Genomic DNA, 15,276 nt, shown 5'->3' on the forward strand with positions numbered 1-15,276 from the left:
TCCATTAACCTAAAAACCTGTTGAAATGAAAAAGCTTTTTTTCCTGTTTGTCTTAGTTGCTAGTGCCAGTTTTTTAAATGCACAAACCCAATTTTTCAGTCCGTTGAGTGCAGTTCCAGTTGGTCCCAATGGACCTGCTTCCAACAAGGTAAAAGTGAGCGCTTATTGCTGCCCCAGCACAGCCATCGAAATTTCAACGAATGTGCCAGTTTCTGAAAATGATTTCCAATGGATCAACATCCCATTGGATGGCCTGAATGCAGGAATGATTGCCAGATTGGTCGTTTGTTATCAGGTTCAAGGCGCAGGAGGTTCTTACATTTCTCAAGTGCGTCTTACCGAAATGATGGCTCCCAATGCAGCAAGCGTCAAGGTTGACGATGGAACCGACCTAAACTCGACCGTGCCAACTTGTTTTGCTACCAAAGCGGCTTATAATGTCAGTGGCACCACCACCTTAGCTTTAAAAGTAGTTATGCGCCCTGGTGACAAAATCATCATCGGAGGAATCAGCATAGTTCGATAGTCCCAAACTTCTTATTCCCTATCCTGTTTGTAAAATTTCCTATCCCATTTGTATATCCGTGCACTGCGAAAGCATTTTGCTTACCCGCAGTGCATTTTTTTTGTGCCCAGTATTGGGGCAAAATGAACAAATTATTTTTTATCTCCCCCATTTGAAAAGGAGCTGTTTTTTGTGCTAATTTCCGCAATGATTTCATTTGCTTAAAATTGACTTATTCCTGATGAAACAGCTGCTCATTTTTAGCCTGGCTCTGTTAATTAACCAGGTCGTGTTTTCCCAACAACACGCCGAACAAAACCATTCCAAGTACGTCCCTCCTACCGACCCACTGGTGCAACAAAAATTGCAACAATGGCAAACCGTAAAGTTCGGCCTTCTGATGCACTGGGGCACGTATAGTCAATGGGGCATTGTCGAAAGTTGGAGTCTTTGCCCCGAGGATGAAGGCTGGTGCGAACGCCGTGGACCTTATGCCAATGATTGGTACGGCTACAAAAAAGCCTATGAAAACCTTCAATCTACTTTTAACCCTACCGATTTCAACCCCGACAAATGGGCCACTGCGGCCAAAGCAGCGGGTATGAAATACCTGGTTTTCACCACCAAACACCACGATGGCTTCTGCATGTTTGATACCAAGCAGACCGATTACAGCGTGATGAACAGCCCTTTTGGCAAAAATCCCAAAGCCAACATTGCCAATGAGGTGTTTAAATCTTTTCGCGACCAGGATTTTATGATCGGAGCTTATTTTTCCAAACCCGATTGGCACACTCCCGATTATTGGTGGCCTTACTTCCCACCCAAGGATCGCAATTCAAGCTATCCGCCCAAAAAATATCCAGAAAAATGGGAAAAGTTCAAAACCTTCACCTATAACCAGATTGAGGAACTGATGCGGGATTACGGAAAAATGGACATCCTCTGGTTGGATGGCGGTTGGGTACGCCCCTTTAGCACTATTGATACTTCAGTATCCTGGCAAAAAACGATTCCCTTTGATCAGGACATCGATATGCCCAAAATTGCGGCTATGGCGCGTACCCATCAGCCTGGTTTATTGGTGGTTGACCGCACGGTGACCGGACCCTATGAAAATTACGTGACGCCGGAGCAACAAATTCCCAGCCATTATATGCCCATTCCCTGGGAAACTTGCCTGACCATGGGCGATTCCTGGAGCTACATTCCCAAAGAAAACTTCAAACCCGCACGCAAATTGATTCACATCCTGGCTGACGTAGTTTCCAAAAATGGCAATCTCCTGCTCAACATCGCCCCAAGCCCCCAAGGGGATTTCCACCCTGAGGCTTACGATCGTTTAAAGGAGATTGGCAATTGGATGAATGTAAATTCTGAAGCGATATACGGAACAACCGGTGACAAAGACCTTGGCCCTCAGGGTAAATTGGTGTTTACCCACAAGGGCAAAACCATTTACGCCATTTACCGGGCCGAGGAGGGGGAAGCATTGCCTGTAAAAATCGAGATTAAAAATTTGACGCTGAGCAAAAAAGCCAGCATCAATCTCCTCGGCAATAAGGATGCCCTTCGTTGGAGTACTGAAAATGGTACTACCAGTATTGTGGTTCCTGAAAAAACTACTAAACTTGTGCCTAACAGCTACGCCTACGTATTTAAAATCACCGATTTTTAGCAGCTGTTGTGAACCATAAAACTCTACTAACCAATGCAAACCAGAAGAAAATTTTTGAGGTGGTCAGCGCTTGGCCTGCCTTTTGTTTCCTTTAGCCAAATCCTGGCCAAGAGTAAAACGCCTTTTGCTACCAAGCCCATCGTGGTCTCCACCTGGGATAGCGGGCTTCCGGTCAATGCCGTAGCCTGGAAAATTTTGCGCGAGCAAAACGGCCGGGCTCTGGATGCGGTTGAAGCCGGGGCGCGTTCAATCGAAGACAGCATCAACTGCTGCGTAGGTTTGGGTGGAAACCCCGATCGCGATGGAATCGTCACTCTTGATGCTTGCATCATGGATGAAAAATCCAATTGTGGCTCAGTAGCAGGCCTGTCTTACATCAAACACCCCATTTCAGTTGCAAGAAAAATCATGGAAACTACGCCTCACGTGATGCTAGTGGGTGATGGGGCTTTGCAGTTTGCCCTGGCCAACGGTTTTCCGAAGGAATCGGGAAAGTTGTCGAAAGACGCCGACAAGGCCTACAAAGCCTGGCTAAAAAAATCGGAGTACAAACCAATCATCAACATCGAACAGCAACAAATCAAGGCCAAAAAGAACAAGGGTAACGGTCCTTTTGCCCCCAATAAATTTGAGGATGGTAGCCCCAACCACGATACCATGGGCACCATTGCACTGGATGCGGCTGGGAACCTCTCTGGTGCCTGCACCACCAGTGGAATGGCTTTCAAATTGCATGGCCGGGTAGGTGATTCGCCCATCATTGGCGCTGGTTTGTTTGTAGACAATGAAGTGGGTGCAGTAACCGGTTCTGGTCAGGGTGAAGAAGTGATCCGCGTAGCAGGAGCAGCCCTCATAGTTGAGATGATGCGCATGGGTAAGTCGCCTAAAGAGGCTTGTAAAGTCGCCATCGAAAGGATTGTAAAAATCAATCCGGAAAAGGCCAAAACTTTCCAAGTTGGTTTCATCGCCATCAATAAGGCGGGTGAATACGGAGCCTATTCCTTGCAGCCCGGCTTCAGCTATTCGGTTACGATGGCCGAAGACGGGGGGAAGGTGTATATGGCGGATAGTTACTTGTAAGCTGTCAGCGATGAGCAGTCAGCTTTCAGCAACAAGTCACCTCGCTGACGGCTGATTGCTCACAAATACTGGTTTTTTACCAAAATCATCTGCGCCAAAATACTCAGGGCAATTTCTGCCGCTGTTTTTGACTTGATCGAAATGCCTACTGGCGCGTGAATCCGTTTAAATTCTTCTTCACTATAACCAGCTGCCAGGAGCCGTTCCCTGCGTTTTTCATTAGACCCCTTGCTGGATAAGGCACCGATATAGGCTACTTTGGAGCGCAATAAAAGATGTAGTGCCTGGTCGTCAATTTTGGGATCATGCGCCATGACTACGGCAAAGGTATATTCGTCGATTTCGTATTCGGGCAATACTTCCGCCGGATAATCCTCATACATTTTATCTGGTGCCGTAGGAAAATGGGTATTTTGGGCAAAGGTACCCCGGGGGTCAATGACAATAGTCTCAAAGTCGAAATACTTGGCCAGGTGCACTAATTCTGCCGCCGCATGTGCTGCGCCGATGATGAAGAGCTGATGCTTTTTGGGAAAAACGCGGAGGAACCATTTTTCACCAGCTACTTCTACCAATTGGCTTTTGCGTTCCTGATAAGCTTTTCCTGCTGCCGCTACCAGTTCCTCAGGTGTTTCACCAACTGTGGAGCCATTTGGATGAACCAAATAATGCCGGGCATTTTCGCCTGACAATTTGGAAATCAACACACAACTTTTGTTCTCCAATAGATTGTTGCGCAAAGTTTGCCAAATGGCAGGAACGTCAAATGCCACGAATTTTTCTAAAAAAATTTCGATCGTACCTCCACAGGTAAGCCCTACCGACCAGGCATCATTATCGGACACCCCGAATTTGAGGTTTTTTATTTTGGCACTTTGGCTGGTTTCATCCGCTTCTTTGAGGATTACACCTTCAACGCAGCCCCCAGATACTGAGCCAAGCATTTCCAGCTCAGGTCCAATAAACATCATTGTGCCAACGGGGCGGGGAGCGCTGCCCCAAGTACTGATTACGGTTGCGGCACTAAAGGTTTTACCTTCGGTGATCCAGCGATCGATTTCGGCAATGTATTCGCGCATGATTTTGTCTTTTGATCAGATGCAAAAAAGTTCAATGCACAATTAAGCTCAATTGTGGTGCAGGATACAATGATAAATGGCATTTGGGAAGATAAAGTTTAACCTTAGCGCTATTTAAGTTTGCGGGTGAACCACTGCAAACAGTTGAAGCAATTCGGCCATTCGATCCTTTAAATCTTTGCGGTCAACGATAAAATCGAGAAACCCATGTTCGAGCAGAAACTCCGAAGTTTGAAAACCCTCGGGCAATTCGCGCTTGATGGTCTCTTTGATGACCCTAGGGCCAGCAAAACCAATCAACGCTTCGGGTTCTGCAAAGTTGACATCTCCCAACATCGCAAAAGAGGCAGTTACTCCACCTGTAGTAGGGTCTGTAAGCATGGAAAAGAAGGGCAATTGGGCCTTGGCCAAACGGGTGAGTTTAGCCGAAGTTTTGGCCATTTGCATCAAAGAAAAGGCTGCTTCCATCATGCGCGCACCCCCGGTTTTGGAGATGATCATGAAAGGAATTTTTTCTTCGATACAAAAATCAATGGCCTTGGAGATGCGCTCCCCAACTACTGACCCCATCGAACCTCCAATGAATTTGAAATCCATTGCTGCAACGACCAAAGGCAGGTCGTTGACTTTTCCCACCGCCACAGTAATGGCATCGGTAACCCGATTTTTTTTGTAGGCATCGGCTAGGCGATCTGGATAAGGCTTGAGATCGGTGAAGTGCAACATGTCCTTTGAGCGCAATTCCTCAAAGAGCAAACCGTATTCCTGATCATCATAAAGCAGATCGAAATAATCGTAGGACCCAATCCGGGTATGATAATTACACTTTGGACACTTGTAAAAATTCTCCCGCAATTCCTTCATCGTACTTGCTTCTTTGCAGCGTACGCACTGATGCCAAAGCCCCTCAGGAGCTTCTTTCTTGTTGCGGGTGGCGGTCTGAATACCGTCCTTCAATCGTTTGAACCAACCCATGAGCGATCGTTACTTTTTTGGCTGGCGGTAAAGGTAGGAAAAAATTTGAATGGGACAAGTTGGAGAATTGCTTTTCGTTGGGGGCATCGATGGGGCACCCCTTGGGGCTACTCTATTTTATGATGGGGGCACCCGCGAGTGGTGCCCCTACGATAGATTAACCGAACATATCGATCAATTTCTTTTTCATGGTTGCAAATTCCTCTTCGGAAAGCACTCCACTGTCGCGCATTTCTGCCAACTCCTTCAATTTGGCCAGAATTTCCTGTCCATTAGGTTGCGGTGCTTTTTCAGCTACGGGTGCGGCAGCCTCATTGGGCTTGGCTTCCTGGGGCACATCCGTATTTTCAGTGGCGCCTTTTTTGCGAATTTTTTCTTCTTTCGCCCACTCTTCGGTCACCTTTTTGCCTTTTTCGAATTTTTCCTTGTAGAGCTTTTTGGCTCTTTCCATTTCAAAATCCAGGATGGTGCCCCCTCTTTCAAAATGAATCTTGAACACCTCCCCTACCGCATAAGTGGATGCCCCGGCAAAAATGGCATTGGGAATTGCACTCACCAGGTTAAGGATCGGAATAAATTTGATGGCACTACCTGCCACAGCTTTACCAAGGGTGGCACTGGTGATGGAAGATACCACGGCCTTACCTTGTGCCTCGGCAAATTCAATATTGTACACCCGGCACAGTTGCCGAATCATATCCAGTTGAACCGCGCCAATAGCCAGAATATCAGCTACCGGGAGGCGGACAAATCCGCCCGCAGCGGCGGCAGCCAAGGTGTGCGTACGAATGACGGTTTCAGCGTGTTTTGAACGCTCCACATTTTGTTCACTCATAAAGCTATTTTTTAGCGTGTTTTTGGCAAAATCAAACAATTGCTTTTTCACAGTAGTAAAAGTTTGCTTTCAAAATTAAGCCTTTCTACTACCAGATGCTGAAAATATCGACAAGTGGAGAAAGTTCTGAGATAAAACCGGGAATGAAGCACGTATTTCTAAAGTCTTCCTTAATTTTGTGCCCTAATATCTGTAGCAATTGAGCAAGCAATACATTAATCTGGATGGCAAGCTGATTGAATCCAATCAGGCCTGTTTGAGTGCGAACAACCGAGCCTTCCACTATGGAGATGGTTTATTTGAAAGCATTCGTATGATCAATCAGCAAATTCCCCTGCTTCAACTACACTTGCAGCGACTGCACATCGGTATGGCTGCACTGGAGATCAAACCTCCGGTAGATTGGAACCTGGAGTTTTGGAAGGAACAAATCGCCAAGGTTTGTCAAAAGTGGTCCCACGCCCGTATTCGCATTACTGTTTTTCGCACTGAGGGCGGCTTATACACGCCCAATTACCATGACGCCCGATTTTTGATCGAAGCGGAAAAACTGGACGAGGAACAATATCAATGGAATAAAGACGGAATTAGTGTAGCCATTTGTAACATTGCCCAGATCCATGCAGGCTCCCTATTGTCCAACCTAAAAACCTGCAACGCGCTGCCTTATGTACTGGGGGCTATTTTTGCCCGCAAACACCAGTTGGGCGATAGCCTTTTGCTCAATCAGCACGAACGTTTGGTGGAAAGCTCCAGCTCCAATCTCTATCTCGTCCGCGATGGGCTGATTGTAACGCCCCCACTTTCGGAAGGCTGTGTAGACGGTGTTTTCCGCAAGTTTTTGCTCCGTGAAATGCCCAAGGCGGGTTGGAATATCCAAGAACGCCCGATTCGCCCTGCTGATTTGCGACAGGCTGAGGAAGTTTTTTTGAGCAATGCCGTGCGTGGAGTTCGCTGGGTAAAGCTGTTTGGTGACCGCAATTTCAGTAAACAAACCAGCAAAAAACTTCACGAGTGGGTCAATGAAACATTAGTGAATTTGTAAAAATCCGTTCATCCGTGTAACCTTTTCCCAAAAATAGGGGTCATTAGAGGATTCTTACATCTTTGAAGCAAACATACCTGATGACCCAAAGCATCCCTACATCTACACCGACCAAAAGGATTTTGACCGTCGACGCTTTGCGTGGCTTTGCCCTGTTGGGCATTATGATCGTGCATATGATCGAACAATACCTGGGTTCGGGAGCGCCTAAAGAGCACCAAAACTACGCTGCCCACAGTGGTGTTGACCAGGTCTTCATGGCCATTTCCGGCATTTTGTTGCAAGGGAAGTTTTTCGCTATTTTTTCCTTCTTGTTTGGCCTGAGCTTTTTCCTGCAAATGGAAACGGCCCGTCGCAAAGCGGAGCCTTTTATTGGTCGTTTTGTCTGGCGGTTATTGCTGTTGTTTGTCATAGGTTTTATCCACAGTCTCTTTTACGCGGGAGATATTTTGAGTATTTACGCCATGGTTGGTTTGGGGCTGGTCCTTTTTTACCGCGCTTCCAATCGAACCCTGCTAATTTTTGCAGGCATCTTTATGTGTGGTGTCCCAAGGTTAATTCTTTGGGCGATCCGGGCCGCTTATGACATTCCACCTACGGATTGGGATTCCCTCGATCCGCAGAATGCCTGGTATTTTGACACCGTAAAAAATGGCTCCCTGTGGGAAATTTTTAAAGCCAATGCCACAAGAGGCTTTAGCATGAAGCTCTTTTTTCAATTTGATACCAATAGTCGAGGATACATGACCTTTGGCCTTTTTTTGCTGGGCATCTGGGTAGGTCGAACTGGTTTTTTTGAAAAATTAGCCCAGCATCGACGTTTGTTGATCCGCCTGATTTGGGGCAGTTTGATTGCGATTGCGATCCTAGCAGTCGCTCTGGCCTTTTTGTTCAAAAGCATTACAGATTACAATAGTTTACCTGCCATGATCGGGATGTCACTTGGTGATACTGGCAACTATTTGATTGCCGTATTTGAAGTGAGTATCTTTCTGTTGTTGTGTTTGGGCAAACGGGGCCCAGGCATGATTGGGGCATTGGCGCCTTACGGCAAAATGGCCCTGACCAATTACGTGATGCAGTCTTTAATTGGCACCTTTATCTTTTTTGGCTGGGGTTTGGGGCAAATCGGGGCCTGGGGCGCCAGCATCAACTTCGGATTGGCAATTTTGGTCTATATTTTGCAGGTACAGTTTTGCAAATGGTGGTTGAAAAAATACCAGTACGGGCCGCTGGAATGGTTGTGGCGGAGTGGAACGCAGTTGCGTTGGGCACCTTTACGACGTTTAGAGACGCACGCAGCCATGTAGAGACGCACGGCAGTGCGTTTCAACCATAAGCCCATCTCCACATTCCGCTGATGGTGCTCAGCGTGGTAAATCGTAAAATACATCAACTCACGCAAAGTCAATTTCCCCAATAGCGGATGCGGGGCCTGCAAAGTATCCAGGTCTAACTCACTCAGGGAATTGCTGGGCCTCGCTTTTGATGGAAATTACGAAGCACTTAGTCACAAACTGGCTTTTGACAAAGACCTCAATCGCACCATTTGTGTGGATGTGCGGTACATGCTCTGGTGCATTGAAAAGTTGGGGGGTGCCAAGCACATCATTGATGAATTGAAATTGGCTAAATAATTCATAATTAGGTATTTCTGAGGTACCAACGGTTTCTTAGGTGGTAAACAAAAAACTGCAGAGCAGTGTATTATTTCACCACCTAAAAAACCATTGGCACCTCAGAAACACTCAAGGAAGAGCTGTGGAATATTTTTGCCTTTTTAACTTGATTATCCCACCTGGTTGCAACCCTTGCAAATCTTTTTCGTCCTTAAAAGCAGGCTATCAATTTTTCGGGATGATGACAGTTGGCAACGAATTAAGGATCAAATCACCATTTGCGCTACTCATGGCGCTTTTTCCCATCTTTGTGCTCCTGTTTCTGGAGCCCTTTTCGATCAAAATGGTTGGTTTTCAACCCATATTTGCTTTATTGCTTGCCGGGTACGGGATAATTGGTGCCTTATTCGTCTTTTTTAACACTTATTGGATTTTACCCATCATTTTAAAAAAAATTCAACAATGGTGGCTCAAAATAGCCCTGGAAATCACCTGGCATTTGTTGACAATTGCCATTGGTACCAGTTTGTACAGCCACCTATTGCATTACTACTTCCCACAATTTCATTTTCCTGCATTCTCTTATGCTGAAGCCCTGGAAAAAACCTTTTTACTGGGCTTGATGCCTTTGGGCCTGATTGTTTTTTTTCAACACCTTCAGGTCAGGAAAAAACAAAAACAATACGAGGATTCCCTGATTTGTTTAAGCGCTCAAGATCAGGATGATTGGTTCAAGATCGAGTTTCAGCATTTGCTTTTTTTAGAAGTTGCAGACAATTATACCTGTGTTTATTATGTGGTTAAAGACTCCCTACAACGAAAATTACTACGTGGCAGCTTAAAACACTTTGAGGAGCAGTTAAAAGACCTGCCCGTACTCCGTTGCCATCAATCCTATATTGTCAATCTAACCCAGGTTCGTTTTGTGGGGGGCAATAACCGTGGATTAAAATTGTACCTCCGCCATCATGATGAAGCAATTCCCGTTTCCAGAAAATACAGCAATGACATTTCCAGCACGCTGCACAAACTGAATAATCGAAAATCCGACAAACGGAATCAGCCTAAAAACGACGCTCCGATCACCATCCAGCAATCTTTGGATTAGGGCTAAAGCCAAAATATCCCTGTCATTGGTCCAATTGTCCCAAAACCGTGAATTTTCTTGTCACCCCAAGCCAATCCTTGCTATTTGGCAGGAAAAAAATCATGAAACTTTCCATTCTCTCAATCCTCTTCGTGCTGGTTTGCTGGCAAATATTGGTTCCTTGCCATGCTCAAAGCACCAAAATCTTACAGGAAAAAGTCCAGCTTTCTGATGGAGTAAAACTCAGCACCGATGTTTATCTACCTACCCAAGAAGGTGCTTACCCGGTCATTTTGCTGCGCACGCCCTACAACAAAAAACAAATGCAGGGGTATGGGCAATTTTTCGCTGCCAATGGATATGCAGTAGTTGCCCAAGACGTAAGGGGGGAATTTGCCTCTGAAGGAGAGTTTATCCCTTTTATCAATGAAAAACGGGACGGCTTAGAGGTTTTGGATTGGATAGCCAAACAATCCTGGTGCGGTGGTCAAATTGCCGGATTTGGTACTTCCTATATTGGCTTTTCAGCCCTAACCTTGATGGATCAACAACATCCCAACTTAAAAACAGTATTCAACATCTCGGGTTGGATCAAACCCGCTACCATGAATAAACCTGGAGGTGCCCATCACTTGATGTTGGGTCTACCCTGGTTGTTGCACGAGGCCAGCCAACGCAGCAAAAAAAAGCCCAAGGTTCCATTGGATTCACTTTTCAAAGTGCTGCCTTTAAAAAAGGCCATGCAGGTAGCGGGAATAGACTATCCGCTTTGGGAAAATCCCCGCCCAATGGAGGTTTTCAACCAGGATTTTGATTTCAGCAAAGTCAATATCCCCGTATTCCACATTGGGGGCTGGTTCGATTTTGTCAAAGAGGGGGTGATTGAAAATTACCTGCAAATAAAAAAACACGGTACCGGGCCTCAAAAATTAATCGTAGGTCCCTGGTACCACAATCAGGAGCATAGCAAATCAACTGCGGCTGGGGAGCTTGATTTTGGGGCTGGTTCTTATTTGGGAGATTCGGGAATCAGGGATTTGGCATTGCGTTGGTTCAATCATTGGTTGAAAAAACAGGACACGGGCTTGATGGATGAACCAGAGGTGCGGCTTTTTAATCTCTTTGCCAATGAATGGAAAATCTTCTCCCTATTTCCACCTCAAAATGGGGCAAGCACCCTATTTTACCTGAACAGTTCCGGTAAAGCCAATAGCCTTGGTGGTGATGGAGAGCTTTCACTACAATTGCCAGGTAAAAAATCAAGCGACCATTTTATTTTTGATCCGCAGCAGCCCGTTCTCACGCAAGGCGGCGCCAATTTTCATTTTTTTCCAGATCAATTGGGCCTCAAAGACCAAACGGCGATTGAAAAACGGCAGGATGTATTGGTGTATACTTCTGAAGCTTTTCAGAAAGTTCAGGATATAGTTGGAAGGATTACCTTGCGGTTGTTTGCAAGCACGGAGGGAGAAGACACTGATTTTACAGCTAAATTGGTTATAGTAGATCAAACAGGAAAGGCACTCAACCTTTGTGACGGAATAATCCGGGCACGACACCGCAATGGCCTTGATAAAACAGAGTTTTTAAAACCCGGAAAAGTGTATGAATTCATCATTGATTTGGGGCATATTGCTTTTCAAATCAAACCTGGCCAACGCATCCGCCTGGAAGTATCTAGTAGCAATTTCCCCAAATACGACCGCAACTTGAATGTAGCCTTACCTAGTTTTGAGGCTGAAAACCCCAGAATAGTCAAACAAAGCATCTATCATTCCAAAAAATATCCTTCCCAGTTGATTTTACCATTTTCAACATCCAAATGATATTTCAATTTTCTTAGAAGCTGTTTGAGTAGCCTGGGACATATAGCAGCCAGGCTACTCAAGCCCGTCTTTTGTTGAAAGAACTTGACTGTGCTTCGGGGAATTCCTTACTTTTTAGTGTTTATATAAAGAATTGCTCTCTCCAGCACTTCGTCTTTCTTGGCCCGAATGCCTGCAATGGTAGGGCGAATTTCGATTTTTGGTACGAGTCCAACTTTTTGGAGTTGCCTGCCATCCGCGTGGCGTACATCATGTCCACTAAAAGAAAGCCAAATTCTCCCTGGAATCCCAAATGAGGTAACATCACCATTCGACCCGGATGTTTGACTTCCAATAAATTCTGTACCGTTGGCTGCTTCATAAAAAAGCCCCGAATGCTCTGCTTGGCTCATCGTACGTTCGTCTATGAGCATCACCGTTTTGCCTTTGTATTTCCATTTTTCTCCTGCAGGTGGAATGGGTTGGTAGAAACTCGTTTTGGTAAAAGTACTTAGTATGTCTCCATCTGGGGATGCTACATCTGGTTTTTGTGGTGAATACCTTTGAAAAAATGCTGCAGGAGTACCATCCTTCTGGCTGAGTCGGGGTGCAATAGTCCAGGCAGTGCCTTGTGGGTAACCACGCATGTCAAAAATGATCGCCTTGGTATTTTTAAAATTGTCGAACATGGTATCTACTTGATCCTGCCTCAGGCGTTCAAGGTCGGCATAACCGATATTGCCGGCGAGTACCCGAAAAACTGGGGTATTGCTTCGCTCATTTGGCAGTTGATCGCCCGTTTTCCACAAAGCCCAATCGCGAGGCAAACGAGCAGTTTTTTCTCGCCCATCTTTACCTTTTAGCTTAATTTCTGCCGTTGATCGGTCTTTGCCTCTAAGCAATCGGTCGGCTGCCGTTGCACTACGCCAATTAGCATTGGCTGCTGAGATGTACTTTTCCAATCTATTCAATCGAGTCGAAACTGCCTCGCCATCAACATGAGTGATGATGTCTCCAATTTCCAAACCCGCCACCCGAGCAATAGAATCGTTGGCAAAAGCAGTAATCACAGCCTGTTTTTCGATCACTCTAAGTATCACTGGTGGAGAGGTTTGCCCAAAATAATCCCGTAAAACCGGGCTATTGATAAAACCATGTCCATCTTCAATACGGGCATACATTTCTGCAATGGCAAGGTTGTAGGCCATTGAATCTGCCGCAAGAATGATCGGAGGGAGGTGCTCTTGTAGTGCCTTGTCCCATTCTTTCGTCATCAAATCCTTATAAGCGAAAAAATAGTGAATAACCGCCCAAATCTTGGCCGCTCCTAATACCCGCCAACCCAAATCCGGGTATCTTTTTCCAGGATAAACGGGAATGGCTGGAGCAGCAGTCATTTGTGCCGGGTTTGAGGCATTGTTTTGTCGAAAATTGGCTTTTCTTAAATAATCCAAGGCACCTTGCAGTCCCTCTGTATTGGAAAAATTCTGCGGTAAACTTAAGTTGGGTACCAATCCTAAGGTACCATCAGGTGCCAAAAGTTCGCCTGTTCGGAGCTTGATTTTAACACCATCACCCATGTCCACACTTACATAACCAGCCAAAGTGGCATCACTTATCTCTTCTTGGGCAACAATTCCACCTCGCCCAGCTGCTTGCAAACCAAGTGCAACAGAAGGTAATAAGCTATTGCCATTGACCAAAAATACGACTGGCATAGACCGTGTTCCTCGTCTGGGTATTATTCGCTCACCATCCCGGATGGCGAAACTCGAAGTATATCCTCCCGATGTTGAGCCATTTTCTGGGGCGAAACCATCATACACCCGCGAACGGCTACCCGGAGTGATCAGCACTTGATCGGATAGCAGGTTTCTCAAACCCGATGAGGTAAAGGCATTGTCCAAAAACCAAGCATAGGCTCCACTGGGTTGATTGGTCCGAAAATCAAATAGAACCGCTTTAGCCCGGGGTATCATTTGGGCAATGCTGCGGCATTTTGCCGTAGCTGCGTCCCAATCCTGCAAATCATGGTAATTATTCAGGGTAACGATCAAGGTGCTGTCGGCAGTAAATTGAGCAATGGGGTGACGTTCACCTGTAGAAAAGCTCCCTTCTTCAGTTTTTGAACTACTGAATTCGACATAGGTGGCCGGATCACCCAACGAATTGGTGAGGGTTTCCAAGGCTTTGGCATAAGCTGCGGCATCTTTGGCTTCTAAAACAAGGGGCACCGCAGCAGCAAATGCGCTGTCAAAAGGTAAGTTTTTATAGGCCAGATAAGGGTGAAAAAAATGCGCATGGCCCCAAAACTGGCTCATTTTTGCCAGGCGCTCTGTTTGCGTTTTATCCAAAGATACAGTTTGGGCATTTGTGCTTTGCAAACAGCAACAGAGCAAGATCAAATGGAGTGGAAATAGTTTTATCATGACTATGGATTTAGGTGATCTAATACAAACGGCTTTTTTATTCTATCCTAGGCCCAAATTCGATTTAAAAATCTTCACGGCCACCGCCAATAAAATCACGCCCATAAATTTGCGGATGACCAGCAAGCCACCCCTTCCCAATAATTTTTCCAGTAGACGTAAAGACCTCAGAACGATATAAATGATTAGTAGATTGAGCAAAATGCCAATCACAATCGTCAAGGTATCGAAATTGGTTTTAAGGGAAATGACGGTGGTTAAAGTCCCCGAACCAGCGATGAGGGGGAAAGCTACAGGCACCAGGCTCCCCGTTTGGTTTTCGTCTTCAGATTTAAAAATGTCAATCCCCAGGGTCATTTCCAAGCCCATAATAAAAATCAGGATTGAACCTGCTACCGCAAAGGATTTTAAATCCACACCCAGCATATGCAAAAATGCTTCACCTACAAATAAAAAGACCAACATCAGGGCACCAGCAAAAGTGGTCGCTTTCCAGGCCTGAATTTGCCCAAAACGTTCGCTGATCGAAATGAGGATGGGAATATTCCCTAACATATCAATAATCGCAAAAAGAGTAAAGGTGACGGTGAATACATGGTCAAAATTCATAGGGCAGGTGTTGAAAAGATGGAATTGAGTGGAAAGATACTACTTCCCTTTCATTTTTTCAATGGCTTTCAACACAGCCTCCCTGTTGCTTGCAGCGCTTATCCAACGGGGTAATCTTGCTCCAATACTCCGACTCATCCGGGAGCTGGAATTCCGTTCCCGCAGTTTGGCACCTACATGCTCAGCCAAAAATTCCAGGTGTTCCAGGTTGTATGCCCAAAGGGTTTGGCCAGAAAAATCGGCCTGCAGCCAAACGGGAAGGTGAAAAAAAGGGTCAACAGGCCTGCCAAAAATCAGCACATTGCCTTTTTTCTGCTTTGGGTCCTGTCGGGGCGAGACCTTCTCCAAGCATTTATTGTAGCCGCAGTTGGTACAAACAACCTTAATGTCGTATTGTGTCTTTTTCAAGGCTTCATAATCGCCCGTGTGCACAATTGCCTGTGCTGAACATTGGGGGCAAACCACCAGAATGTTTTTGGCAAATTGGTAGAGGAGGGTTTGGTAGGTATGTTTGCTACGCTCTTCCATGG

The 15,276-nt window shown here is 45.7% G+C and carries 13 protein-coding genes and 1 pseudogene; 8 read left to right on the top strand and 6 right to left on the bottom strand.

Annotated elements, in window-relative coordinates; genetic code table 11:
* Window positions 1-25: 25 nt before the first annotated feature.
* The 3 genes from SFV55_RS10025 to SFV55_RS10035 all read left to right on the top strand — a co-directional run bounded on the left by SFV55_RS10025 (window position 26) and on the right by SFV55_RS10035 (window position 3,263).
* A complete protein-coding gene (locus tag SFV55_RS10025; protein ID WP_320029360.1) occupies window positions 26-526 on the top strand; it encodes a hypothetical protein in 501 nt (166 codons plus the stop codon).
* Between the two features lie 220 nt (window positions 527-746).
* A complete protein-coding gene (locus SFV55_RS10030; RefSeq protein ID WP_320029361.1) occupies window positions 747-2,183 on the top strand; it encodes an alpha-L-fucosidase in 1,437 nt (478 codons plus the stop codon).
* A gap of 33 nt (window positions 2,184-2,216) precedes the next feature.
* Entirely contained in the window at window positions 2,217-3,263 is a 1,047-nt protein-coding gene (locus tag SFV55_RS10035; protein WP_320029362.1) for a N(4)-(beta-N-acetylglucosaminyl)-L-asparaginase, read from the top strand.
* Between the two features lie 59 nt (window positions 3,264-3,322).
* Here the strand turns inward: SFV55_RS10035 and SFV55_RS10040 are convergent, their stop codons facing one another.
* From SFV55_RS10040 to SFV55_RS10050, 3 genes are all read right to left on the bottom strand, one after another.
* Complete coding sequence (locus SFV55_RS10040; RefSeq protein ID WP_320029363.1) at window positions 3,323-4,342, bottom strand: XdhC/CoxI family protein; 1,020 nt, start codon at window positions 4,340-4,342, stop codon at window positions 3,323-3,325.
* Between the two features lie 114 nt (window positions 4,343-4,456).
* The gene (accD, locus tag SFV55_RS10045; RefSeq protein WP_320029364.1) at window positions 4,457-5,317 is read right to left on the bottom strand and encodes an acetyl-CoA carboxylase, carboxyltransferase subunit beta; all 861 of its coding nucleotides are present in this window, start codon (window positions 5,315-5,317) and stop codon (window positions 4,457-4,459) included.
* A 157-nt stretch (window positions 5,318-5,474) separates the two neighbouring features.
* A complete protein-coding gene (locus SFV55_RS10050) occupies window positions 5,475-6,203 on the bottom strand; it encodes a DUF697 domain-containing protein (protein ID WP_320029365.1) in 729 nt (242 codons plus the stop codon).
* A gap of 148 nt (window positions 6,204-6,351) precedes the next feature.
* Between SFV55_RS10050 and SFV55_RS10055 the strand changes: the two genes are divergently transcribed.
* From SFV55_RS10055 to SFV55_RS10075, 5 genes and pseudogenes are all read left to right on the top strand, one after another.
* The gene (locus SFV55_RS10055; protein WP_320029366.1) at window positions 6,352-7,197 is read left to right on the top strand and encodes an aminotransferase class IV; all 846 of its coding nucleotides are present in this window, start codon (window positions 6,352-6,354) and stop codon (window positions 7,195-7,197) included.
* A gap of 80 nt (window positions 7,198-7,277) precedes the next feature.
* Window positions 7,278-8,507 carry a DUF418 domain-containing protein gene (locus SFV55_RS10060; protein ID WP_320029367.1) on the top strand — a complete coding sequence of 410 codons (1,230 nt, stop codon included), beginning with the start codon at window positions 7,278-7,280 and terminating at the stop codon, window positions 8,505-8,507.
* Between the two features lie 150 nt (window positions 8,508-8,657).
* Window positions 8,658-8,834 (top strand): annotated as a pseudogene (locus SFV55_RS10065) (S46 family peptidase); the annotation flags it as partial.
* Window positions 8,835-9,054: 220 nt separating this feature from the next.
* Entirely contained in the window at window positions 9,055-9,924 is an 870-nt protein-coding gene (locus tag SFV55_RS10070; protein WP_320029368.1) for a LytTR family DNA-binding domain-containing protein, read from the top strand.
* Window positions 9,925-10,025: 101 nt separating this feature from the next.
* On the top strand, window positions 10,026-11,729 hold the full coding sequence (locus SFV55_RS10075) for a CocE/NonD family hydrolase (RefSeq protein ID WP_320029369.1): 1,704 nt from the start codon (window positions 10,026-10,028) through the stop codon (window positions 11,727-11,729).
* Window positions 11,730-11,836: 107 nt separating this feature from the next.
* On the opposite strand, the gene SFV55_RS10080 is transcribed toward SFV55_RS10075, so the two are convergent.
* The 3 genes from SFV55_RS10080 to SFV55_RS10090 are packed head-to-tail and all read right to left on the bottom strand — an operon-like array spanning window position 11,837 to window position 15,274.
* Window positions 11,837-14,137: a S41 family peptidase gene (locus SFV55_RS10080; RefSeq protein WP_320029370.1), complete on the bottom strand. Its 2,301-nt coding sequence runs from the start codon at window positions 14,135-14,137 to the stop codon at window positions 11,837-11,839.
* Between the two features lie 42 nt (window positions 14,138-14,179).
* Window positions 14,180-14,746 (bottom strand): MarC family protein, encoded by a 567-nt coding sequence (locus tag SFV55_RS10085; protein WP_320029371.1) that lies wholly within the window; start codon window positions 14,744-14,746, stop codon window positions 14,180-14,182.
* A gap of 39 nt (window positions 14,747-14,785) precedes the next feature.
* On the bottom strand, window positions 14,786-15,274 hold the full coding sequence (locus SFV55_RS10090) for a hypothetical protein (RefSeq protein ID WP_320029372.1): 489 nt from the start codon (window positions 15,272-15,274) through the stop codon (window positions 14,786-14,788).
* Window positions 15,275-15,276: the final 2 nt, after the last annotated feature.

Origin of the sequence: Haliscomenobacter sp. (assembly GCF_033763495.1) — a bacterium.
Classification (GTDB): domain Bacteria; phylum Bacteroidota; class Bacteroidia; order Chitinophagales; family Saprospiraceae; genus Haliscomenobacter.